Source organism: Chitinophaga polysaccharea (assembly GCF_902150045.1).
GTDB lineage: Bacteria > Bacteroidota > Bacteroidia > Chitinophagales > Chitinophagaceae > Chitinophaga > Chitinophaga polysaccharea_A.
The window spans coordinates 1,278,610-1,302,293 of sequence record NZ_CABFVU010000002.1; the positions used below are offsets into that span (position 1 = coordinate 1,278,610).

Genomic DNA, 23,684 nt, shown 5'->3' on the forward strand with positions numbered 1-23,684 from the left:
ACAACTCATATGGAAGATCTGAAACAAATGGCTGCCAGGGCAGCACTGGATTATATACAATCCGGTCAAACCATCGGACTGGGTGCAGGCAGCACCATCGCTCACCTGGTGAACTACCTGAAAAGCGAAGAAGCGTTGTTTAAAAATATTACTACCGTCACTTCTTCCTATAACACCTTACAACAACTGCGGGAACACGGATTCAATATTAAACAACCCGGAGATGTATCCCGGCTGGATATTTATTTTGATGGATGTGATCAGTTTGATTACCAGCTGAACGCATTGAAAAGCGGCGGCGGTATTCATACACAGGAGAAATTGCTGGCGGCAATGGCCGATAAATTTATTTTGATTGGCGACGGAGCCAAATATGTAGCACAGTTGTATACTACTTTTCCCGTGGTGATAGAAGTGATACCCGAAGCGATTCCCTTTGTAATGAAACAGCTGAAGAAAATATTTTCGCTCGCAAATCCCGAGTTGCGGCTTAGTAATAAAAAAGACGGGGCGGTAATTACTGAGCATGGCAACCTGCTCATTGATATCTGGTTCCGTTCCTTCCCGCCATTAGACAGCCTCAATCATCGTTTAAAGGAGATCCCGGGCGTACTCGAAACCTCGCTTTTTTATAATATGGCGCATGCTGCCATCATAGCGGGAAAGAAGGGAGTGGAATTTATTCTTAAAGATCCGGCTTACCTGATCTGAAACTCTCTTGTACCAGCGGTTACATGATATTGTAATCCCTTCCCGGTGTTTTGTGTTATCACAGGTTTACCGTTTTCATATATTTTTTGTGTAGGGGAGATATGAAAGAAGATATCTGCCCCGGCATTTGCAGGCACTGTTACACAGTAGGTGATGGCAGCGCCGTTTCTTTTCCAGGAAGAAATGATGGTACCGTACGGGCTGTCGTGACTTCCTTCAAAATGATCCAGTCCTTCCACGAAGTTGGGCGTGAGTAAAATGTTTTTAAACCCTGGCGCATTTTCATCAGGCCTGATACCGGCCACGCCTTTATACATCCACGCGCCTATTTCACCGAACATAATGTGGTTGCGGGAAAGATCCGAGGAGGCATTGATATCCCAGTTTTCAAAAAGGGTAGTGGCGCCGTTCATGATCCACCAGCCCCAGGATGGGAAAGTGCGTTGGGCGGCCAGCTTCCACGCCACATCTGCATACCCGTTTTCACTAAGCGCATTCAGGATACTTTTGGTGCCAAGCAGGCCCACATCCAGGTGGAAGTTGTCTGCCGCCACTCTCTTTGCAAGATTGGCGGCTACCTTGTTTTTCATGGAATCCGGTACCAGGCCCCAATACAGCGCCACACTTAGCTCTGTTTGTACGCCTTCTCCATAAATGCCTGTTTCTTTATTGAGATATTTCGCATTAAAGGCAGTTTTGATCTTTGCTGCCAGTGTACTGTATTTCGTATAGTCGGCGGTTTTGCCAAACAGTTTGGCTGCTTTGGCAAGTATCATTGCATCGGCGTAGTAGTAGGCAGAAGAGGTGAACTCCACCGGCGATTTTGATTTAACCGGCACCCAATCGCCCAGGCCCCAGGTAGTTAACCCTGAAGGACTGATAGCGGTGATCCTGTCTACATACCTGCGCATATTGTCATACGAGGCGGAGAGGAGCGTGGTATCCCCGTAAAAAAGATAGATGTTCCATGGAATGATGGCAATAGTGCTGGTCCAGTCGGGGCCGTTACCCCATTCATATCCCCAGCCGCCGGTTGGGATAATGGAAGGCAGCACACCGTTGGGTTGTTGCTCATCGCGATGGTCTGCCAGCCATTTTTCGTAGATGGTGATACCATCGTAGCTGTACAGTCCTGTTTCAATGGCAATTTGCGCATCCCCGGTCCAGCCGTTCTTTTCACGTTGGGGGCAATCTGTAGGATAGCCGAACAGGTTGGAGAGATAGGCGTTATTGGTGGCGGCGAACAGTTTATTGATCATGGTATCTGAGCCATGGATGTGCCCCGCAGGAGGCACATTACTGTGCATGAAGTAGCCGGTGAGACTTTCCTTATGAAGTTGTACCGGCTGGCTGCTCGTCACTTCCACATATTGGAATCCTTTATAGTTAAAGCGGGGCATAAAGGTTTCCTCTCCTTTTCCGCTGAGAATAAAAATATCTGTCTGGAAAGGATCGGTATCATCTGTAGGGCGGTAATGCACTATAATATTGGAGAGATCCACAAAGCCTTTTTTATCCAGTTGTTCCCCGTGTTTCAGTTTAAGCACCGTGCCTGCCGGGCCGCTTACGCGGATCCTGCTTACGCCGGCAATATTCCTGCCCAGGTCGTATATCCAGGTGCTGTCGTTGGGATGGGCAACACTGGCGGCAGGAATTTCCTCTACGTTCTCGATAGGATACAACTGTTGTGAAACAATGTGCTGTGAAGGCGCTGCGCGATAAATAACATCTTTCCATTTGCTGTCATCGAAATTAACCGTATTCCATCCTGGTTGTTCTTTGCGGGCGTCGTAATGTTCGGCAGTATAGATGCTGTTGAATACAACAGGCCCCAGTGCTGTTTTCCAGTCTTTCCCCGAGCTGATGGTTTCCACGCTGCCATCGGTATAGGTAACCCGCAGATCGAGGCAAAAAGCGGGTCTGCCGCGCCAGGGCGCTTCGTGGAAGTTCCATACGGCGGTAGACTGGTGATTGTACCAGCCATTGCCCAGCATTACACCAATGGCGTTCCTGCCTGATTGCAGGAGGGTGGTAACATCATAGGTAACATACAGGGTACGGCGGTCGAAACGGGTGTACATGGGATCGAGGCGGTGATTGCCTGCTTTGGTTCCGTTGATATACAGTTCGTACAGGCCGGCCACCGCAATATAGGCGCGTGCCGATTTCACCTGTTTAGTAGCGGTAAAAACTTTTCTGAAATTGGCGGCGGGCTTTAGCCGGATATCGTCGCCATCGCTGATCCACGCGCCTTTCCAGTTGCTTTGCTGCAACATGCCCGTTTCAAACCAGGAACGGCCGGGAGTGGTTTTCACGCCGTCTTTATCCCATACTTCCACGCTCCAGTAGTAGCGGGTAAATGGTTGCAGCGCTTTCCCGGGGAAGCTGGTCATGATGTCTGCACTGTTGATTTTACCGGAAGTCCATAGCGGGTGGGTATCCAGGGTCATAGAATCAGTGGATACCCGGATTTGATAGGCCGTTTGTTGCGCGCCGTTGCGGTTATCGCCCAGTTGCCACGATAGTCGCGGATGAGCGGCATCGACACCAATTGGTGTTACCAGGTGCTCACATTTCAGGCCGGTGACTGTAGCGGGCGAAGCGGCACTTGCAGTTACCCCCGTATGGCGATAGCCGGCAGGCATAGGAGCGGTTTTTACAAATACGGGTTTGCCCACCAACACGACAGGCCATAAAAGGAACAGGTAAATAAACAGTTTCCGGAATATTAAATACATGCTAAGCGCTTGATTATTTGTCAACAAGATAGAATATGCTTCACTTTTTTTTCCTGTTTTATAAAAAAACCAGAAAAAGATAGATCGATCTGTCTATTTATTCTTATCTTTGTTCCATGAAGAAGAAAACAGGTGATCCGAAACAGCGTTTACTTGAAACGGCTACAACGCTTTTTTATAACCAGGGCTATCATGCTACGGGCATTAACCAGGTGATTGAGGAGGCCGGCGTGGCGAGGGCCAGTTTATACCTGCATTATGAATCAAAGGAATCTTTATTGCTGGCGTTCCTGCACCAGCGGCATATCGATTGGATGAACGGATTGAAAAGCTATACCGGCGAGGTAAGTAAAACGAAGGAGAAAATTGGGGCGGCGTTTGATTTCCTGTTTGATAATAATGAGAAGGAGCATTTCAGGGGTTGTGCTTTTTTGAATATCCTGTCGGAAACAACAGATAAGGATACTGCTGTATTGAGTGTAATACAGGATCACAAAAAAGATCTGCGTGCCTTCCTGGCAGAAATCCTCACTCATGAGAAGCAGGCTGTAAAGGACCATGTGTACTTACTGTTTGAGTCGGCCATCGTGGAAAGCCAGCTTTACCGGAACCAGTGGCCGGTACAGGAAGCGAAGAAAATGGCGCTGGGGTTGCTGTGAGTCAGACAAAATACGCATCGCCGCAGGCGATTTTTATTTACGCAAATAATAGACAGATCGATCTATCTAATCATGTTTATCATTTTCAAACCTCTTTATCATGGAAAAAAAATTCCCCCTCCCTCCGTTTACAAAGGAAACCGCCCTGCAGAAAGTACAAATGGCTGAAGATGCCTGGAATAGCCGCGATCCGCAAAAGGTTTCAATGGTGTACACACCTGACACGGTATGGCGCAACCGCGACCAGTTTATCAATGGCCGGGAAGAAGTAGTGGCATTTCTTACAAAGAAATGGCAGAAGGAGCTGGACTACCGCCTCAAAAAAGAGCTCTGGAGCTTTACAGACAACCATATTGCCGTATGTTTTGAATATGAATGGCATGATCATGCCGGCAACTGGTTCCGCTCTTACGGTAATGAGCTGTGGGAATTTAACGCCGATGGGCTGATGCAACGCAGGCTGGCGGCCATTAACGATGTGCCCATTAAAAGCAGCGAAAGGAAATTCCGGGAACCGGAAGATTTGGTATTAGCCTGTTAAAACATAACAACAGATTATTGTGGTTACCCCCGGTAATCACAATAATTTGTTCATGGTGTGAATTTTGTAACTTTGCGGGATGAATAAAACAGAATCACTCCGGGAATTTTACGAACATAAGTTCCAGGCCGTACCAGATAAATTGCAACAGGATATAGGGCATTTTAATGTATTCCGGCTGGAAGATTGTGTGGTGGATGGCCGCTCTACGGTTAGTTACAGTCGTCGCGACTTTTACAAGGTAAGCCTGCTGAGGGGAGGCAATATCTTCCATTATGCTGATAAAACCACGGAAGTAAAAGGCAGTGCGCTCGTCTTTTTTAACCCCCAGGTGCCTTATGGCTGGGAGCCACTGTCGGCCGACAATAGCGGTTATTTCTGCATCTTCAGGGAATCCTTTTTTACAGGAGCCACCCGCGGCAACCTGCACGATCTGCCCATGATGATGCCCGGCGGTATTCCTTCTTACCAGCTAACGAAGGCCCAGGACAAAGAAGTATCACAACTCTTTAAAAAGATGCTGACGGAAATCAATTCCGACTATGTGTATAAATACGACCTGTTGCGCAGCTATCTTACAGAGATCATTCACTACGCGTTAAAGATGCAGCCCTCCGAAACCCTGTACCAGCATGCAGATGCGAAGTCGCGCATCACAGCGGTATTTACCGACCTGCTGGAGCGGCAATTCCCCATTGAATCGCCGTCGCAGCGTTTTGTAATGCGCTCCGCCAACGACTTTGCCAAACAGCTTTCCGTTCATGTGAACCACCTGAACCGCGCAATCCGCGATACCACGGGTAAAACCACCACCACTCACATTGCGGAGCGCATTACCGCCGAGGCAATGGCTTTACTAAAGCATACCAGCTGGAACGTGGCAGAGATCAGCTATGCCCTCGGGTTTGAAGAACCTGCTCATTTCAGTAACTTTTTTAAAAAACAAACCAGTATCACTCCCGGTGCTTTCCGCGCTGTTTGATTTTTGCAATTATTGGTTTGATTGATGTAACAACCGGCAGCAATCCCTGGTCTACTTTTGTGAGAACAAAAACACAAAGATCATGGACAACAAAAAAGTATGGTTTGTAACCGGCGCCTCTAAAGGATTAGGCCGCTCCCTCGTAAAACAGTTATTAAGCAAAGGATATAAAGTAGCCGCCACTTCCCGCAATATTGAGGATCTCCGTAAAGTAGCAACAGGCGATGATTTCCTGCCGCTTGCCGTAGACCTGAAAACAGAAAGCAGCGTACACGCGGCGGTAAAAGAAACCATCAGCCGTTTCGGACGTATAGATGTACTGGTAAACAACGCCGGCTACGGACAGGTAGGTAGTATCGAAGAGTTATCGGATGCTGAATCACGTAGTAACTTTGATGTGAACGTATTTGGCCTGCTTAATGTAACCCGCAGTATACTGCCCTATATGAGGGCACAACAGGCGGGGCATATTTTAAACATTTCCTCTATTGCCGGCTTTACCGGTGGCTTCCCCGGTTTCGGCATCTATTGCGCTACCAAATTTGCTGTAGACGGTTTATCAGAATCACTGGCTGCCGAAGTAAAACCATTTGGCATTTCAGTGACCATTGTATCTCCCGGTTATTTCAGAACCGATTTCCTTACTTCAGGCTCTCTCGGTGTGCCAGCAAACCAGCTGGATGCCTACCAGTCTGTTCGCGCTACGCAACAGGTGCACCAGGAAGAGATCAACGGTAACCAACCGGGCGATCCCGAAAAAGCGGTAGCCGCCATCATCGATATTGCAGCTGTGGAAAACGCACCGCTTCACCTCTTCCTCGGAGAAGACGCGTACAACCTCGCCTACCAGAAAATAGCAGCTATAGAATCCGACCTGGAACAGTGGAAAGAAGTAACAGTAGGTACTGCTATCGTGTAGAGGCGCTGCTGTATCGCCTCCGGCACGCGGAATTTGTTCCAAGACAAAACCCGCTACAATCCCCCCTGCGCTAGGAGAGGGTTACATTAAAGTCGGCTCCCAGCTCCAGCTTGCCTTCCCGCTCTTCATTGCTGCCCGGAATTTTAAGACCTTTGATCTTGCTGGTTTTACCTTTGGTGAGCAGGTCGGTAATATGTTTATCAGTAAGCTTTTTGCCAAGTATTTCAAAAGGCAGCTTGAAGCCGCATACCGTGAAATTTGCACAGCCATAAGCGGTATTGCCTTTTTTAAGCGGGTGCGTTTTGCACTTCGGACATTGCAGCTCTTCTATTACAATTGCCTTTTTAGGCTTTGGCTCTTTTTTGGGTTTCTCTTTTTCTTCCGGCACTGGTAGCGGATCAGGCGCAATGGTAATAAATTTGTAGCTGGCGGTTTTCACTTCTTTGGTAAGATCTACCACCATCTGTATCAGCTCATCTTTAAAGGTATCCATGGCGTACTCGCCTTTTTCTATAAGGCGTAGCTTCCGTTCCCACTGGCCGGTTAATTCAGCACTTTTAAGCAGCTCTGTTTGTATGGTATCTATCAGGTCAATACCGGTTTGGGTGGCATAGATATTCTTCTTTTTCTTCTCGATATATTTTCTGCGGAACAGTGTTTCAATGATATTGGCGCGGGTAGATGGACGGCCTATGCCATTGTCTTTCAGCAGTTCCCTCATTTCTTCATCATCCACCTGTTTACCTGCGGTTTCCATTGCTCTCAGCAAAGTGGCTTCTGTAAAGGCTTTGGGCGGAGAGGTTTTACCCTGGTGGATGCGTGGGGTATGCGGACCGCTTTCACCCACTTCAAAATGAGGTAGTATTTTCTCTTCTTCTTCCCCTTCTTTTTTCTCTTTTACATCGTTGGCATATACCTCCTTCCAGCCAGGCTCTATGATCTGTTTACCGGTCACTTTAAAAGGTACCTGCCCTACCTTACCGAGTACGGTGGTATTGGAGATCTTACATTCCGGGTAAAAGGCCGCGATAAAGCGACGGGCTACCAGATCGTAGATCCGTTTTTCTTCCAGGGGAAGTCCGCCGGGATGCTGGCCGGTAGGGATAATAGCGTGGTGGTCTGTTACCTTCTTGTCATCGAAAACGGTTTTCAGCTTTGGAATAGGATTCGCCAGCAGCGGGGCGGTGAGCGCGCTATAGGGCGTCATATCCTGCAGGATGCCGGCAATTTTCGGATGCAGGTCTTCCGAGAGGTAAGTGGTATCTACTCTGGGGTAGGTGGTCAGTTTTTTCTCGTAAAGATTCTGTATATATTTCAACGTATCATCCGCGGAGAACCCGAATTTTTTATTGGCTTCCACCTGCAGGGCGGTGAGGTCAAACAGGCGTGGGTTCCCTTCTTTCCCGTCTTTCTTTTCGAAGGAGGTCACTTCAAACGGGTGCTCCTTGAGATAGGCAAGTCCTTTGGCGGCTTTATCAGGCGTTTTAAGCCGGTCGATGGCCGCGGTGAACTCCGTTTCCCGGTAAATAGTTTTCAGCTCCCAGTAGTCTTCCGATACGAAGGCATTGATTTCTTTCTGCCGCTGCACAATCATAGCCAGGGTAGGTGTTTGCACCCTGCCGATCGATAACACTACCTTACCCTGTGCAAATTTTTTGGTGAACAGGCGGGTAGCGTTCATCCCCAGGAGCCAGTCGCCTATAGCGCGTGCGCTGCCTGCTGCATACAGGTTATTATATTGTTCCGCCGCTTTCAGGTGCTGAAACCCATCGCGGATAGCCTCCACCGTTAGTGACGATATCCACAACCTTTTAACAGGCGCGGTGCATTTTGCTTTCAACAGTACCCAACGCTGTATCAGTTCTCCTTCCTGGCCGGCATCCCCGCAGTTGATCACCTCTTCACAGGCCTGTACCAGGGTTTCTATAATTTTAAACTGTTTCTGTACGCCGGAATTTTCAATCAGTTTGATACCAAAGCTGGGAGGGATCATCGGGAGATCTTCCAGTCGCCAGAACTTCCATTGCTCATAGTAATCGTGCGGCTCTTTAAGGGTACAGAAATGTCCGAAAGTCCAGGTAACCTGGTAGCCATTGCCCTCATAGTAGCCCTCTTTGCGTTGGTTCGCACCGATCACTTCTGCAATATCCCTTGCCACACTTGGTTTTTCAGCAATGCAAACTTTCATAATCGCTTAAAATTGGGTAACAAAGGTCGGATAAAAAGTTGTAACCAGGGAAGGGTAAAGTATTTAATCTTCTCCTTTCCATATCCAATGTAAAATTACAAACCGCAGGAATACCGGGAAAATAATCCCGCCGTTTTTGCCGCTTTTTGCAGAGAAATGCATGCACTAAGCATTGAAAGTGCATTATTAGCTCGTGTTGACCGTATGAAGAGTATATAAGGACTGTATAGTAAGTACTACACATAGACGACTCCTAAGTATGCGGTAAGTATCGGAGACCTATACTGGAAGTAACTGCAAACCGTAAAATAATCAAGCACATATTTTAACTTTTTGGGTGCAAAAATACCTGTTAATTTAAGGGAGATTTGAAACAGAAAATCCTTTTTCCTTATGCGCTTTCCGGCCCTTGTATTATTGTTCTCCTTATCTCTTCCCGCTGCAGCCCAATCCCCTGCTGCTTTTGATGGAAGTTTTGAAAGTAAAGGCCCCGGGTTACCTTCCGGTTGGATCAACTGGGGCGGCAATTACCAACTTGATGTGGATACCAGTACCAGTTATGAAGGACATAGTGCGCTACGTATTGCCCCCGCAGGAAAAACAGGCAACCGCGATTTTGGTTGTGCCGTTAAACGTATCCCGGTTACGTTCGCAGGGAAAACGGTTACCCTCAATGGCTATCTGAAGCTGGATTCGGTAGCCGGTGGTTATGGCGGACTGTTTATGCGTGTGGATAACCGGTCAGGCGCGGTGTACAAAATGGATAATATGCAAAAGCAGCGGTTGCAGGGAACCACCGGCTGGCAAGAATACAGTATTACCCTTTCCCTGCCTGATGGTGGCGGCACTGTATACGTTGGCGCTATTAACAGCAGCAGTGGCAGAGTATGGGCAGATAACCTGGAAGTGCTGGTAGATGGAAAGCCGTTGAAAGATGCGTCGCCGCTGCGCGTGTTTAAGGCAGACAGTGATCATGCCTTCGACGCCGGATCAGGGATAAATATTCCCTCTCTTACCGCCCTGCAGGAAAAACACCTGGAAGTACTGGGGAAAGTGTGGGGCTTCCTGAAATATTATCACCCTGCCGTAATGGCCGGGGAATATAACTGGGATTATGAACTGTTCCGCATCTTGCCGGATGTACTGAACAGCAACAGCGAAACAGCCAGGAATGAAGTGCTGCTTCGTTGGGTGAACCGGCTTGCCGCCCCGGGAGAAGTCCCGCGTGCGCATAACAGCAAGCAAACGATCAAATTCAAAGCCGACCTCGACTGGCTTTCAGATGAAAAAACATTAGGCCCGGCATTGTCCGCATCACTGAAAAAAGTGGAAGCCCTGAACCGGGCCGACTTCAATTACTACCTGGGAATGGAGCCCGCCGGTAACCCTGCTTTTACAAATGAACAGGCATACAACAACATGCCATACCCCGATGCCGGTTTCCGGCTGCTGGCACTGTACCGCTACTGGAATATCATACAATACTGCTTCCCATACAAACACCTCATCACCGAAGGCTGGAACAATAAGCTGGCGGAGTTTATTCCTGCCATGGTAAATGCGGCAGATACCGCTGCTTATCAAACTGCGCTGCTGCGGCTGATTGCAGGCATTCATGATTCCCATGCCGGTATATCAGGCCCTAACCTGTTGATCCGTGGAGCAGATAGATTTAAAACATTGCCGGTACGTATCCGGTTCGCAGAAGAAAAGGCGGTAGTGATGAAAGTAGCCAATGAAAAATACGGATTACGCAAAGGAGATGTTATTACTGCCATCAATAAAGAACCGGTTACTGCCATAGTTAAAAGACTGCTGCCGCTTACCTCTGCCTCCAATTACGCCACGCAGCTGAACAGGATTGAACGCACGCTGTTTCAAACCCGCGACAGCTCCCTGCTGCTCGACTATGAAAGGGATGGCGCCACCGGCAGCGTAACAGTGCCCGCAGTAACCTACAAAGAGGCGATGGTGATATATGATCCGCCGGTTGCTTCCTGGAAAATGATCGGCGAAGACGTAGGCTATGTATACCCCGGCACTTTTAAGAATACACAAATGGATACAGTAAGAGAGGCTTTTAAAAATACAAAAGGAATGGTGATAGACCTGCGTTCCTACCCGGCGGATAACCTGCTGCAATCACTCATAAAATATGTACTGCCATCACCTGCACCCTTTGCGAAATTTACAGTAGGAAGCATACGGCAGCCAGGCCAGTTTGCAATGACAGGTGAAATGGAGGCCGGCTCCAAGAATAAAGATTATTACAAAGGCAAGGTAGTGATCCTTGTAGACGCTACTACCCAAAGCAATGCAGAATTTGTAACAATGGCGCTGCGGCTGGCGCCACGTGCGGTAGTACTTGGCAGCACTACCGCCGGTGCCGATGGGAATATATCCTTCTTTTCACTGCCTGGTGGCATACAAACACTGATCACCGGCATTGGCGTGTACTACCCCGATGGGAGGGAAACACAACGCACCGGCATTGGCCCCGACATTGTTATGGAACCAACGGTAAAGGGTATACGTGAAAACAGGGATGAGCTGCTGGATAAGGCCCTGGCTATTATCAGGGAATAAGCTATTTTTTGGGCAGGGAATATTTCTTTGCCAGTTTATTATATTTCTTCAGGTACTTCCGGTCTTTTTTAACACCCACAGCTGTTAGAATACCGGAAGTTTCTGCTTTTACCCAATAGTTGAAAATGAATTTTTCCCGGTCCCGTTCAAAGAACATCCGCGTGGGCCGCTGATGACTGTTCCTCAGTAAAAGGTTCGCCAGCGAGGTAAATACACGGGCTTTAAAATCCTGGCGCGTGGAGTCTTTCTTATTCAGTACCTGCACATTCAACTGGCGATAGTAAAAGTTCATGACGCCCAGTGTGGCATATTTATTCCCCGACCATTGTGAAAAGATGGTATCTGCATAGCCGCGTCTTACTTTTACGGCAGCCATGGGGATGGCTACTGCATTAAAATCCTGCAGGTTCATTGGCGCCAGGCGACTCTCCGCAGTAAACCCGGAAAGAGAATCACCATAGGATTCATGATAGGAAAAGTACCGGATGGGATTTCCCAGCAACTTACCACTGGCCTGCACCAGCAAGCTGTCGCTGCTGCCGTAGGTGTTACCGAAATGAGTGATCAGTGCGTTAATATCAGTAATAGGTACAACCGACCATTTGTTGGTAGACTTAGACGATTCATTCACCGTTACCGCCGATTGCCGCATCACGATGGAATCTACCTGCAGGGCAAATGGAATGGTACGGATCAATTTTGCAGGCATCCTTTTTTCTATGCCATGCTCAAACGGAGTTCGTTTATCCCTGGCCGTAGTAAGCAGTGTATTATCTACCGTAATCTTCCTGATGGCAATAGTGGTGTCGCCATCCTGGTGACGCATATTGATGCCGCTGATCTGAAGGGATGCTCCCTTTACAGTGATGTAATCGCGCTGCCAGCGCGCAATGCGGAAGGTTTCTTCTGCGGTAAGATTGGGCGCTGCTTCAAAATTACTCAGACGGAATGTTTGGGTGGCAGGGTCCAGCGTAAAGTTCTCTGCATGGGCATGAAGCTGTTTGTTGCGGTATTGCATACCGCCCTGGCTGATGGTGATATTGCTGATAAACGATGCCCATTTCAGCTGATGCCCCTGGCTCCAGGAGAAGGCGGCATCGTTAAACATACCGGATAGCCGCTGCAGCGTTAGTTCCATCGTATCTGCGCGGTGCATGGATAACTGCGCATCCTGCCATTGTAGGGCTACGCCGGAGCGTACCGCCAGGTGGCCGGACTTATCTTTATGCAATGTACCCTTATGCAGTTGCAGCTGTAGCTGCGGCATTGTAAACTGTGTAGTGGTATGGTTAAAAGCCAGCGACGATAACTCCAGGTTCATATCATCATACTGCAAATGGAGCTGTTTACCGGTATGCAGTACAATCCCGGTACCGCTTAGCTTCGCCTGTGTTTCCAGGCTGCTGCTGTCTTTCCCTTTGATGCTGGTATGTGAAATGGTAGCTGCAGCTATGGACAGCTGTGGAATAACGGTTTTGCTGAAATCCGTGCTGTGAATATTGGTTTGAATATCGGCAGAAGGGAGATTTATTTTAGTATACCCGTTACTGTTATGTAGTGTTGCACCTGCAGCTGTAATATACGTATGCCCGTTGCCGTTAAACTGCACATGGCCTGCGGCTATATCTATTGCTTTGCTGTGATGGCTGATGTGATGAAGCAGCCCTGTGGCCGATGCCCAGGTAAAGAAGCGCTGTCGCGTGCGTATATCTTTCAAAGCTATTTTATCTGCCTGGAAACTGCTCTGCTCACCCGGCCCTTCACTGCTGAACTGCACCTTGCCGATGTTCAGGCGGGCGATACGGATTACCGGGAGGTCTTTTGCAGGCGCTTCTTTTTTAGCGCCATCGTGATGTGCCTGTATATTCACGGCGCCTATTCTTAATACATCTACCTGTATATCTTTTGATTGCTGGTAAACGTCCCAGTCGAACACTTCCCAGTAAAGGTCCTTTGCGGTGATAAGCGTGCCGTTTAACAGCGATACGGTTGCTTTGGCAGCTTTATTGTGCCGCTGGGTGCCGTCGAAGGTATAATTGTTCATGGTGATTTCAGCTTTGGGCAATACTACACTTATCTGCCTGACATGCAGGTTGGGCATAGCATGCTTAATATCTACCAGTGAGTCGCTGAGCAGGAAATTATGCAGCAGGATATCGGTGTTAATATCTTTTACCTGTAGTATCACCTTCGATCTGCCGTTGGCGGTGAAGTTGATATTACCATCAACGATCCGGAAAGTATTCACCTGGATCAGTTCACTGAGGCCGTGCAGCGTTTGATAGAACGCGGGCATTTTAATAGCGGTACTGTCTGCCGGCTTTTTACCTTTTACCGGTTGTTTTGCTTTGGTAAGAAAGGTAATGCCGGGCTGGTACAGCACGGCGCCGGAGGCTTTCAAGCGCTTTCTCAGCAGGTTTTCCAGGCTCACGTTGTTCAGCCGCAGGGAAGGCGCACGGAAGGTTAAGCCTTTGCCGGAGTGGTTGAGCGGGGTAGGACCGTATACTACGTTATTAAAGATCACATCATTCTGCTGTAGTACAAATTCATCTACGCTTAGCTGGAAGAGGCTGTCGAGCGAATAGAATTTTATTTTATTGAGATTAAGTGCAATACTGTCGGTGGTGATACCGGGCGTGGTATCATGTGCAATGGTGAGGTTATAGATATTCAGGTTGCTGCGTTTGGTAGCGCCGGTAGATACATTGCCGCGCAGCAGCAGTTCACCGTCTTTTACTTCGATATAACGGAAGTTCATTTTCCTGAACAGGGTATTGGGTAAGCTGTCCAGCACTATCTTTTTATCTTTGGCGCTCACTTTCCTGCCGGGAAGCCTGAGCACCGGCCGTATACATATGAGGGTATCTATCAGTAGTTCTTCCCGCATATAAATAGCGGGCAGGTGCCGTGCGCTGAAATAGAACTTATCAGCCTGCAGTTGCATTTCTCCTTTGGAGGGTGTGGCTGCACTGTAAATAGTAGCGGAATCAAGCTCAAAAACCTGTTTTTTTCCGGAGAAGTGCAGGCGCCTGAAGCTAATGGTATTCCTGCCATCGGGCAGGACCCAGTGCTGCCGGTCGAATGAGAAATCCACGTCGTCGGACCCGAGTATATGATTATCTGCATTGGTTACTTTGGTAAAATTAACGATAGAGAAATTGAAGTGATCAACGCGCAACGGCGGAGGACCGTTTACCTTACTGTATACAAGCGCGCCGTTTTGCAGGTGCACAATGCGTGCGTTCACATACTGAAGCGTTTGTTCCAGGTGCTGCACTATGGAGGAAAGCTGGAACCCTTCCTGGCGCGGGCCCCTGGCTATATGTTCGTGTATTGTAAGCGAGGGACCGGTAATGGAAAGACTGTCGACCAGCAGTTTCTTATGCAGTATCAGTGCGCGCCACGACTGGATAGAAAGGTACACCTTTGGAATAGATACATCGAAATGGGAGGCCACATTCACGGTATCTTTCCCGGTGAGCCGGGCGCCGCTGATCACGATGTTTCTTTTAAACAGGGAAAAGTCGATATCATCTGCATTGAACGTATAGCCGTTACCGGATTCTTTGTTAACAATATATTGAATGATGTTTACAAACTTATGCTCCACGAGGTAATACAACGCCACGCCTGTTACTATCCTGAGGATGATAAGAACAGCCAGTACTTTCAGCCATATTTTTGCTTTGGGCGATACCTTCATATTCCTGTAATTGAAAACAGCTTTCCGGGGGTAGAGGGTTTCCTGTTATAAATATAAGGGCTTTATCGTACTTTGTAAGGGGAGTTATTTTTAATTAAAGCAAAAAGACTTATGTCAGACGGGATCATTTGTTTTGGGGAGATGCTCTGGGATATTTTGCCGGAGAAGGAATTGCCCGGAGGGGCGGTGATGAATGTGGCCTATCACCTGCAAAAGCTGGGTGAACAGGTATCGCTGGTATCGCGCGTGGGGCGTGATGCGCGTGGGCAGGGATTAATGGATATGCTGCAACGGTTCGGGCTGGATACCAGCCTGGTGCAAACAGATGAAGAGCATGAAACGGGAAAGGTATATGCAGATATGACCAACCCTCATGAGGTGCATTATGATATTGTATACCCGGCGGCGTGGGATTTTATTGAATGGGAGCCGTTGCTGGCTGAGAGGCTAAAGGACAAGGCTACACGTTATTTTGTATTTGGCAGTCTTTGTTCCCGTGATAAGGTGTCGCTGCACACGCTGCAGCAGGCGTTGAAAGAAAACGTTATCAAGGTGCTGGATATTAATTTAAGGGAGCCGCATTATACCCATACGCATGTGGAATGGCTGTTGGGGGAATGCGATATCCTTAAGTTGAACAATAATGAACTGGAGCTGACCAGCGGGTGGTATCATCCTTATGTAGATAAAGAGCAGGCAGTACGTTTACTGTCGGAGCGTTTTGGGATTAACACCATTGTGGTGACAATGGGGGGCGATGGCGCTATGTTGTTTATGGAAGATGTTTTTTATGTGGAACCGGGTATTACGGTGAAGGTGGCAGATACCATAGGTAGCGGGGATGCTTTCCTGGCGGGGTTCCTGCATAGTATTATCCGGGGAAAGGCGGCGAGGGAGTGCCTGGTGTTTGCCAATGCGCTGGGAGCGCTGGTAGCGTCTTACGCGGGTGGTGCGCCGGATTATAAGGTAATTGATATTTTAAAAAAGAGGGATTAGCTCCGGGTGGAAGCTAATCCCTGGATATTATTTGCGGGTGTATTTGATTTCCATTTCTTTGAATTCTTTTCCATTTACTTTTCTATACATTTCCATGGTGTGATGATCTTTATCCTGCCAGGTGAGCACCTGGCGCATATCGTAGTCCTTCCCGGTGGTCGGGTCCAGTCCTTTACCTGTAAATTCCAGTCCTTCGCCGGATGAAGTGGGCTTACCTTCCATTACCATGATACCGGTGCCCATATTGTCTACCCAGGTGGAGATGTATTTTTTCTTGGCATTATCGTAGGCCATGGTGCTGATACCTTCAAAGTCCATCCCCATCATGTTGGCGGTATAACGGCCTTCACAATAGCGGCCGCCCAGGATCATTTTGTAGGTAGCGGCGCCGGTTGATTTAGAGGGAGGGGCATCCGGCCTTTCCCACATGGTCATATCGGCTGTCCATTCCCCATCGGCTTCGGCCATTTTCTGGTGTGCGGGGCCCGGTGTCATGTATTCTGCCCATGCTTTCATCATAGCGGCGGAGTCTTGCTGGGCAAAGGTAGCGGAGTTAATTAACAGGCATAACGCAGCTGTTAACAGGTAGATTGTTTTCATGATTTGCAGCTGTTTAAGAAGTGTTTGTATCGCGGTGAAATTACAGGTTAACAAGGTAAGCCATTTATTGCTTTCCGCCATCGCATGTGTGTTGCCCCGTTTAAATAGCCGCAGTTTTTCCTACCTTTGATACAGAAAAGAATATTCCCCTTTATGCAAGCAACCATATTGGATGTGTCAGGACATAAGGCGCAGCCACTGGCTATAGATGCAGCCATTTCCTTTGAAACGTTTATCTCTTACCTTAAACAGCGGATCAGTGAAGAACCGACAGTGAAGGCCCGTTTATACAAAGAAGCGCTGGCAGAATTTGAGGCGTCGGATGTTGGTCACGGGGATATTCCGCTGGAAGAAATTACGCAATATACCTCCCTGCTGGAGTACGTATATGCCTGCCTTTCCCCGGCTACACGCCCGGAGCAGCAGCTGGTATGGGGGCTCAGCTACCCCTTCCTGCCGGTTACTTTTTATGGTACAGACCTGATCTATGAATTGCTGGGAAATAAATCGGCCTCGCATACGTATGAGATAACCCATACACAGGCAGATTATCACCGGGAAAGATTAGCGCTGGTCTATTCGCTCATCCTGCAACGGCTCTATAATTTCAAGGCGCCGGTAAAAACGGAACAATATCATGAAGGGGTGAATACTGCCACCGGTTTGTTGCAGTATTACGAGGTGAGCATCAATACCGACTTTATTAAGGTAACGGCAAAAGGGGAATTGCCGGAAATCGACTTTGTACAGTTATACACATACTTCAGCGAAGGTGGTGGTGAGGAAATACTGGTGGATATGCTGCCGCTGGACCTGTTCTGTTTCCGCGGTTTTTGCGTGATCAACGTAACGGAGGTAACGGCGCAAAAAGCAGTGGAGAATATTACAGGTATGCGGTTATCACGTACCTCGCTGATCACTGAAGAGAATTATAAACAGGTGATCCTCTCGCTTAAATCGCTGGTGCGCGACAGCCGGATTGAGTTCGACCTGTTCCCTTTCCTCCGGGTGAACAATAACCCGGTATATAGTTTCGAAAAAGGAGGCACCGGCATTTTGTTTGAAGTTTGGGGAGAAAGCCGCTTGTCGCCGGAAGATTTCAGCCGGAATGCGAAAGCATTTATGTCTAAACCGCTGTTCTTTTTTTCTGAAGATATCTGGAAAGAAACCCGTAAGGAATATGCATTCCTGGAATATTTCCGGCAGCAGGGAGTAAAGTCGCTGGCCATCATGCCTCTTTTTTACATGGGTGAACCGGTAGGCGCCTTCGCGGTGCATACCTGGAAGGATCACACATTCGACGAGAAAACATTGTCGCTCCTGGAACCCGCTTTAGACGCTGTGGCCCAGCTATTGCAGATCTATATAGATGAATTTAACGGGGAGATAGAAAAAGTGATCAAGGAGAAATTCACATCCATACAACCTGCGGTGCAATGGAAATTCAACGAAGCGGCCTGGCATTACCTGTACAGGCTGAAAAAGAACCAGCCGGCCACTATCAGCAATATCCTGTTTAAAGAAGTATACCCCCTGTATGGGGCTATTGATATCCGGAACTCTACTTTGGAAAGAAATAAGGCGATCATTGCCGACCTGGACAGCCATCTGAGCATCCTTGCCAATACGCTGGACATGCTCCGTAAGCACCAGCAGAACGACCTGCTACGGGAAATGATCTATCATTGCCAGCGCTGGCAGCAGGCCCTGGTGCAGCAGCAGCTGAGCCCTTCGGATGAAAATGCGCTGAACAGGTTCCTGGAAGAAGAAGCGGTAAATTACCTGCAGCATATTGCCGCACAGTACCCCGCTACCCGGGAAACTATTGAAACCTGCCTGCAAAGCATGGCCGGTAATGTGAACAAGGACTCGCTGGAAGTATCCATGCAGCTCATCACCCAAACGGCCAACGAATACCTGGAATCCGAGAAAAATAAATTGCAGGAATCCTATCCCTGCTATTTTGAAAAGTTCAGGACAGATGGAGTGGAATACGATATTTACATAGGCCAGTCAATTGCGCCGGACCGCCCCTTTAATCATTTCCACCTGAAAAATCTCCGGCTATGGCAGCTGTCGTCAATGGTGGCCATTACAAAGCTCACCCACTCGCTGATAGCGAAGATGGAAAAGGAACTGTTCACCACGCAGCTGATCTTTGTGCATAACCATCCTATTGATATCAGCTTCCGGGCAGATGAACGGAAATTTGATGTGGAAGGGGCTTATAATATCCGCTACCAGATGATAAAGAAGCGGATCGATAAAGTACATATCCGCAATACAGAAGAACGGTTAACCCAGCCCGATAAAATTGCCCTGATCTATTCCGACCGGGCTGATATCGAGGATTACCTGCCTTTTATCCGCTATTTACAGGAAACCGGTGTGCTGCTGCCGGAGCTGGAAGAACTGGAACTGGAAGACCTGCAGGGGCTCAGCGGCCTGAAAGCGCTGCGCCTGGGCGTTGTAGTGGAAGAGGCAGAATAAAATATTATCTTTCTCAAAAATAATTTGCATTCCCGTTAATAGTATACTAAGTTTGTAGACTAATAAATCAGCGCGGGGAGATGTTTCTCCACCGCAGAAAGCAGCCCATGGAGAAAAAAGATTACGATGTAATAGTGGTAGGATCCGGACCCAATGGCTTGTCGGCCGCCATCAGGCTGCAGCAGGAGGGCTTAACTGTACTGTTGCTGGAAGCGAAAGACACCATCGGCGGCGGTATGCGCACGGCAGAATTAACGTTGCCGGGGTTTTACCACGACGTATGCTCTGCAGTACATCCCATGGCCATAGGCTCCCCTTTCTTTTCCAGGCTCCCGCTGGCTGATTTCGGGCTGGAATTCGTTTATTCGCCACTGGAGGCAGCCCACCCGTTCGACGATGGTACAGCCGCCTTCCTGGCCCGCTCCCTGGATGAAACAGCAGATGCATTGGGGACAGATGGAAAAGCTTACCGCAACCTGGTAAAACCGGTGGCAGACAACTGGGAAGCCATCGCGGAAGATAGCCTCGGGCCTTTTTCTTTTCCGCGGCACCCGCTTCTCATGGCCCGTTTTGGCCTGAATGCGCTACGTTCCGCAGCCGCTATTGCCAACAGGTTCTCTACACAAAAAGCCAGGGGATTATGGGCGGGCATGACAGCCCACTCCATACAACCCTTAACCAACGTGGCTTCTGCGGCCATCGGCATTGTACTGTCGGCTGTAGGCCACCGGCATGGATGGCCGGTGCCTAAAGGAGGCTCCCAGGCTATCGGCCGGGCACTGGCCGGGTATTTTGTATCGCTGGGCGGGGAAATTCAGACAGGCGTTCACGTTAGTTCGTTGTCGCAATTGCCTTCACACCGGGCGGTAGTATTTGACCTTACACCAAAGCAGCTGCTTACTATTGCGGGCGACCGGTTTTCACCCGGATACCGGAAACAGTTGGCCCGTTACCGTTATGGCCCCGGCGTATTTAAAATGGATTGGGCGCTGAGCGGCCCTATCCCTTTCACAGCGCCGGAATGCAGACAGGCCGCTACGGTCCACCTGGGCGGCACTTTCGGGGAAATTGCCTTGTCGGAGCAACAGGCATACAGTGGCACTATTTCACAGGCACCTTACGTATTGTTATCACAACAAAGCCTGTTCGATGAAAGAGCTCCCGCCGGAAAGCATACGGCATGGGCCTATTGCCACGTGCCCAATGGCACCGATGCAGATATGACAGCCATCATTGAGCGGCAGATAGAACGTTTTGCGCCCGGTTTCCGCGACCTTATACTGGCAAAGCATACCATGAATGCGCAGCAAATGGAACTGTACAATCCGAACTATGTAGGCGGCGATATCAATGGCGGTATCATCGACATCCGGCAATTGTATACACGGCCAGCCTGCCGTATATCGCCTTACCGTACATCAGCCAAAGGGATCTATATCTGTTCCTCCGCCACACCGCCGGGAGGCGGGGTTCATGGCATGTGCGGTTACCACGCCGCCAATGCAGTACTGAAAGATATTTTTTAAACCGTCACTATCTTAATGAATAAATATGCCTGGAGTTAAGTCTTATTTACAGGAAGATTGGGCCATAGTTGTGCTGGGTTTCCTGATCATCCTGCTTTCACTGGCAGGAGTACACGTTGCTTTACCGGATTACAAATGGAGCACCGCCGGCGACCTTACCACGAAGGTGCTCACCGGCGCCAACTTTTTAAAGATCGGCGCACAGTTCATTTACGTGTTGCTGGTAGCCCTGCTGGGATCCTTTCTCACCGGCAGGCCGCTGAAAAATACCCTCGTGGTATTTCCCGCGGTGTTTGTATTAACCACGCTGGCGCTCATCGTGGCAGGAAATGCCGCTATGAATGAACTGGGGCTGGAAGCCGTTATTTTCAGTCTCATCATTGGTTTGCTGATCGGTAACCTTTTTAAACTGCCCACCTGGTTCCGGGAATCACTTACCTCGGAATTTTTTGTGAAGATAGGTCTGGTATTGCTGGGCACTACCGTTATATTTTCGGATGTGCTGAAAGCCGGTTCCCTGGGGCTGATACAGGCATTGGTAGTAGTGCTTTCCGTGTGGTATTTTTCGTATTGGTTATGTAAGCGGCTGAAGATAGATAACGAACTGACCATGATGTTATCCAGCGCTGTATCTATCTGCGGCGTGTCGGCAGCTATTGCTACCTCCGGCGCTATCAAGGGAGATTCAAAGAAGTTGTCGCTGGTAATTTCACTGGTACTGATCACCGCTATCCCTATGATGATCTTTATGCCGATGATCGCGCATCATTTCCAGTTCCCCGAAGCTGTAACCGGCGCCTGGCTGGGTGGTAGTATAGACACTACCGGTGCAGTAGTGGCATCGGGATCGCTGGTGGGTGAAACCGCGCTGAAGATCAGCACCATAGTGAAATTTTCACAGAACGTGTTATTGGGTATCGCCGCTTTTGCCATTTCTGTATACTGGACTTATACCAAACATCCGAATGCAACGGATAAAGAGCAGAAACCTACGCTGAAAGTGATCTGGGAAAGATTCCCCAAGTTCGTGATCGGCTTTATTATCGCGTCGCTGGTATTTTCCTTTTTATTATCGCCGGCAGCCATTGCACCTGTAAAAGGATCGCTGAAAAGTTTGCAGGGGGTGTGGTTTGCGCTGGCATTCACCAGCATAGGACTGGAAACGAACTTTAAAGACCTGGTAGGCACTGAAAGCAGGAAGCCCGTATATGCGTTCCTGGTAGCACAAACATTCAATGTAATTGTTACGCTGATACTGGCTTACCTGCTGTTTTCCTGACCCGGCTGATTACTTTTTTTAGTATTTTGCCGGTATATGAAATACCTGAATCCCTTTGCTTTCCTGGAGAAGATGAATGGCAGGCCTGTAGCAGCGGAGGATGCCGCTGCAGTATCCCTTCTCCGGAAAAAAATGATGGCAGAGCTGGAATTATCAGAAGAAAAGGTATTACGTGCAGGAACACAATGGCTCAGTAAAAACGACCTGCTGCATTTCTTTGATGAACTGCAAGCGCCCGCCAGGTTACATTTTTATCAACAGATCAATAACGATACGGTCCTGTCAGGTTTCCTGGAAACGGGTAAACTGTCAGGACTTTTTAATGATAACCCTCTTTACAACACCCCGCCATTCCTCGCTTTTATAGCGCCGTTTTATGAACCGTTATTTACCGCTGCAGTAGTGAACAGCCTTAAACAACAACTGGCGCCGCTGTTACAGCAGTTGTATGCCAACCCGCTGCTGATGGATGGCGAACATCAAAACCGGAGCTATGATAAAATATTCCGCACCCTGCAGCAATCCTATAAAATACTGGAAGATGCGGAAGCCCGCAGGAGGGCCAACCCAAACTCCCGGTGGAGGGAAGCCTTGCCCTATGCAGGTTTACAGCAGGTACGGGTATTGAACGCCCTGCCGGATATTTTCCAGGAATTCAGGAACGATTATGGCATCCTGATGATCAACTTTGCACTGGCGCTGGATGGTACCCGTGAAAATAAAAAAGCACTGGAAATACTTCGCGCAGTAAAAGTATTGAAATGCGGGGCTTATGTACGGGAACAAACAGAAAGGTATTTTCAGCGCCTGGAAGAAAAAGCCATCAGCCGTAAATCCCTGCTGGCCAGGTTTTTCGGCGCCGGGTACCGGCAAAAGAAAGATCGCAGGAAACTGGTCAGGGATGCGCTTCTCAAAGGAGGAATTGCCATCGCCATTATTGCGGCTATCATTATCGGTGCTCATTTTGAACAAGCCTATACGCCCCGTATTAACGTGAGGGAAAGTGAGAACAGCATCTTTATGGGAGCCCGTACCTCGCTTGCCATGCAGTACCTGTTGTCGCAGTTACTGATGGATACAGAGAAACGGGCGGAGAAGCTGTTAAACGGCCCTAAGCTGCCGGCGCCTGCCACGGGCACAGACCTTTACGGCGCCGATTTTATGAAGGCGGTACGCATGCAGGGCGATTATGGGGCCGGCTTTGTACGCCCGCCTTTCGGCAGGGAAAGGAACTGGACGCCGGAAGACAGCTCCTGGACCGATCCCACGCACCGGCAAAGCCTGCGTGTTTTTAACCGGCAGGATGGCGCACTGATCACCATGGTGCAAACGCCTGATTCATTTTACTCCTGTTACATCGCTCCGTTCGACAGCGCCTTTATGCCCCTCCCTTTGTCCATCAGCCGGGTGTATTTTTACGCCGGTACAGGATGGGACCCTGAATGGAAAGCGGAATATGCCATGGATTATGTACCATCTTATCGTGCTAAAGGATTTTTCCTGATGCCGGTTTATGATGCCCTCCATTTCCTGAAAACATCCTGCCTGCAACTGAACCTCGACAGCAGCTACTGGCAGCGCTCCAACCGCTATATACCCGTGGAAGTGTTCCTGTCGCAAAAAGATATGCTGCAGCAACAACTGCAGCTCCGGCAACTCACAAATAATTTCAACGGGGTAGACCTGATTCCCATGGAGTAGCCGCCGCGGATTTTGTCTGACTCATGATTATGATGATTTTATTTTTTTGATTTTATAGTATTAAA

Annotated in this window: 15 protein-coding genes; 11 read left to right on the top strand and 4 right to left on the bottom strand. The window is 48.7% G+C overall.

The genetic code is table 11. From position 1 onward, the window contains the following. Window positions 1-9 precede the first annotated feature (9 nt). Window positions 10-711 (top strand): ribose 5-phosphate isomerase A, encoded by a 702-nt coding sequence (gene rpiA / locus FN124_RS19905; RefSeq protein WP_142686502.1) that lies wholly within the window; start codon window positions 10-12, stop codon window positions 709-711. Here the strand turns inward: rpiA and FN124_RS19910 are convergent. After that, on the bottom strand, window positions 699-3,449 hold the full coding sequence (locus FN124_RS19910; RefSeq protein ID WP_260607524.1) for an alpha-L-rhamnosidase: 2,751 nt from the start codon (window positions 3,447-3,449) through the stop codon (window positions 699-701). The genes rpiA and FN124_RS19910 overlap by 13 nt on opposite strands. Before the next feature lie 116 nt (window positions 3,450-3,565). On the opposite strand from FN124_RS19910, the gene FN124_RS19915 reads away from it, so the two are divergent. From FN124_RS19915 to FN124_RS19930, 4 genes are all read left to right on the top strand, one after another. Next, window positions 3,566-4,108: a TetR/AcrR family transcriptional regulator gene (locus FN124_RS19915; RefSeq protein WP_142686503.1), complete on the top strand. Its 543-nt coding sequence runs from the start codon at window positions 3,566-3,568 to the stop codon at window positions 4,106-4,108. Between the two features lie 100 nt (window positions 4,109-4,208). Further along, window positions 4,209-4,649: a nuclear transport factor 2 family protein gene (locus FN124_RS19920; RefSeq protein ID WP_142686504.1), complete on the top strand. Its 441-nt coding sequence runs from the start codon at window positions 4,209-4,211 to the stop codon at window positions 4,647-4,649. Between the two features lie 79 nt (window positions 4,650-4,728). After that, window positions 4,729-5,631, top strand: coding sequence for a helix-turn-helix domain-containing protein (locus tag FN124_RS19925; protein WP_142686505.1), 903 nt, complete (start codon window positions 4,729-4,731; stop codon window positions 5,629-5,631). Between the two features lie 82 nt (window positions 5,632-5,713). Next, on the top strand, window positions 5,714-6,550 hold the full coding sequence (locus FN124_RS19930) for an oxidoreductase (RefSeq protein ID WP_142686506.1): 837 nt from the start codon (window positions 5,714-5,716) through the stop codon (window positions 6,548-6,550). A 70-nt stretch (window positions 6,551-6,620) separates the two neighbouring features. Here FN124_RS19930 and FN124_RS19935 read toward each other — a convergent pair whose 3' ends face one another. Then, window positions 6,621-8,738, bottom strand: a complete 2,118-nt coding sequence (locus tag FN124_RS19935; protein ID WP_142686507.1) for a type IA DNA topoisomerase — start codon at window positions 8,736-8,738, stop codon at window positions 6,621-6,623. Window positions 8,739-9,131: 393 nt separating this feature from the next. Here FN124_RS19935 and FN124_RS19940 point away from each other — a divergent pair, with 393 nt between their 5' ends. Continuing rightward, window positions 9,132-11,324, top strand: a complete 2,193-nt coding sequence (locus FN124_RS19940) for a S41 family peptidase (RefSeq protein WP_142686508.1) — start codon at window positions 9,132-9,134, stop codon at window positions 11,322-11,324. 1 nt (window position 11,325) lies between these two features. Here FN124_RS19940 and FN124_RS19945 read toward each other — a convergent pair whose 3' ends face one another. After that, a complete protein-coding gene (locus FN124_RS19945) occupies window positions 11,326-15,027 on the bottom strand; it encodes an AsmA family protein (protein WP_142686509.1) in 3,702 nt (1,233 codons plus the stop codon). Between the two features lie 111 nt (window positions 15,028-15,138). Here FN124_RS19945 and FN124_RS19950 point away from each other — a divergent pair, with 111 nt between their 5' ends. Next, window positions 15,139-16,023 (top strand): carbohydrate kinase family protein, encoded by an 885-nt coding sequence (locus FN124_RS19950; RefSeq protein WP_142686510.1) that lies wholly within the window; start codon window positions 15,139-15,141, stop codon window positions 16,021-16,023. A 27-nt stretch (window positions 16,024-16,050) separates the two neighbouring features. Here the strand turns inward: FN124_RS19950 and FN124_RS19955 are convergent, their stop codons facing one another. Further along, window positions 16,051-16,623, bottom strand: a complete 573-nt coding sequence (locus FN124_RS19955; RefSeq protein WP_142686511.1) for a DUF1579 domain-containing protein — start codon at window positions 16,621-16,623, stop codon at window positions 16,051-16,053. Window positions 16,624-16,776: 153 nt separating this feature from the next. Between FN124_RS19955 and FN124_RS19960 the strand changes: the two genes are divergently transcribed. The 4 genes from FN124_RS19960 to FN124_RS19975 all read left to right on the top strand — a co-directional run bounded on the left by FN124_RS19960 (window position 16,777) and on the right by FN124_RS19975 (window position 23,619). After that, a complete protein-coding gene (locus FN124_RS19960) occupies window positions 16,777-19,113 on the top strand; it encodes a GAF domain-containing protein (protein ID WP_142686512.1) in 2,337 nt (778 codons plus the stop codon). Between the two features lie 80 nt (window positions 19,114-19,193). Next, complete coding sequence (locus FN124_RS19965) at window positions 19,194-20,639, top strand: phytoene desaturase family protein (protein WP_260607526.1); 1,446 nt, start codon at window positions 19,194-19,196, stop codon at window positions 20,637-20,639. Between the two features lie 25 nt (window positions 20,640-20,664). Next, window positions 20,665-21,918 (top strand): YeiH family protein, encoded by a 1,254-nt coding sequence (locus FN124_RS19970; RefSeq protein WP_142686513.1) that lies wholly within the window; start codon window positions 20,665-20,667, stop codon window positions 21,916-21,918. A gap of 36 nt (window positions 21,919-21,954) precedes the next feature. After that, entirely contained in the window at window positions 21,955-23,619 is a 1,665-nt protein-coding gene (locus FN124_RS19975) for a hypothetical protein (protein ID WP_142686514.1), read from the top strand. The last annotated feature ends 65 nt before the right edge of the window (window positions 23,620-23,684 follow it).

Coding starts and splice junctions, on each gene's coding strand:
- FN124_RS19915 (WP_142686503.1), top strand. CDS start 3,566: ATGAAGAAGAAAACAGGTGATCCGAAACAGCGTTTACTTGAAACGGCT.
- rpiA (WP_142686502.1), top strand. CDS start 10: ATGGAAGATCTGAAACAAATGGCTGCCAGGGCAGCACTGGATTATATA.
- FN124_RS19970 (WP_142686513.1), top strand. CDS start 20,665: ATGCCTGGAGTTAAGTCTTATTTACAGGAAGATTGGGCCATAGTTGTG.
- FN124_RS19955 (WP_142686511.1), bottom strand. CDS start 16,623: ATGAAAACAATCTACCTGTTAACAGCTGCGTTATGCCTGTTAATTAAC.
- FN124_RS19945 (WP_142686509.1), bottom strand. CDS start 15,027: ATGAAGGTATCGCCCAAAGCAAAAATATGGCTGAAAGTACTGGCTGTT.
- FN124_RS19950 (WP_142686510.1), top strand. CDS start 15,139: ATGTCAGACGGGATCATTTGTTTTGGGGAGATGCTCTGGGATATTTTG.
- FN124_RS19925 (WP_142686505.1), top strand. CDS start 4,729: ATGAATAAAACAGAATCACTCCGGGAATTTTACGAACATAAGTTCCAG.
- FN124_RS19960 (WP_142686512.1), top strand. CDS start 16,777: ATGCAAGCAACCATATTGGATGTGTCAGGACATAAGGCGCAGCCACTG.
- FN124_RS19920 (WP_142686504.1), top strand. CDS start 4,209: ATGGAAAAAAAATTCCCCCTCCCTCCGTTTACAAAGGAAACCGCCCTG.
- FN124_RS19975 (WP_142686514.1), top strand. CDS start 21,955: ATGAAATACCTGAATCCCTTTGCTTTCCTGGAGAAGATGAATGGCAGG.
- FN124_RS19910 (WP_260607524.1), bottom strand. CDS start 3,449: ATGTATTTAATATTCCGGAAACTGTTTATTTACCTGTTCCTTTTATGG.
- FN124_RS19965 (WP_260607526.1), top strand. CDS start 19,194: ATGTTTCTCCACCGCAGAAAGCAGCCCATGGAGAAAAAAGATTACGAT.
- FN124_RS19935 (WP_142686507.1), bottom strand. CDS start 8,738: ATGAAAGTTTGCATTGCTGAAAAACCAAGTGTGGCAAGGGATATTGCA.
- FN124_RS19930 (WP_142686506.1), top strand. CDS start 5,714: ATGGACAACAAAAAAGTATGGTTTGTAACCGGCGCCTCTAAAGGATTA.
- FN124_RS19940 (WP_142686508.1), top strand. CDS start 9,132: ATGCGCTTTCCGGCCCTTGTATTATTGTTCTCCTTATCTCTTCCCGCT.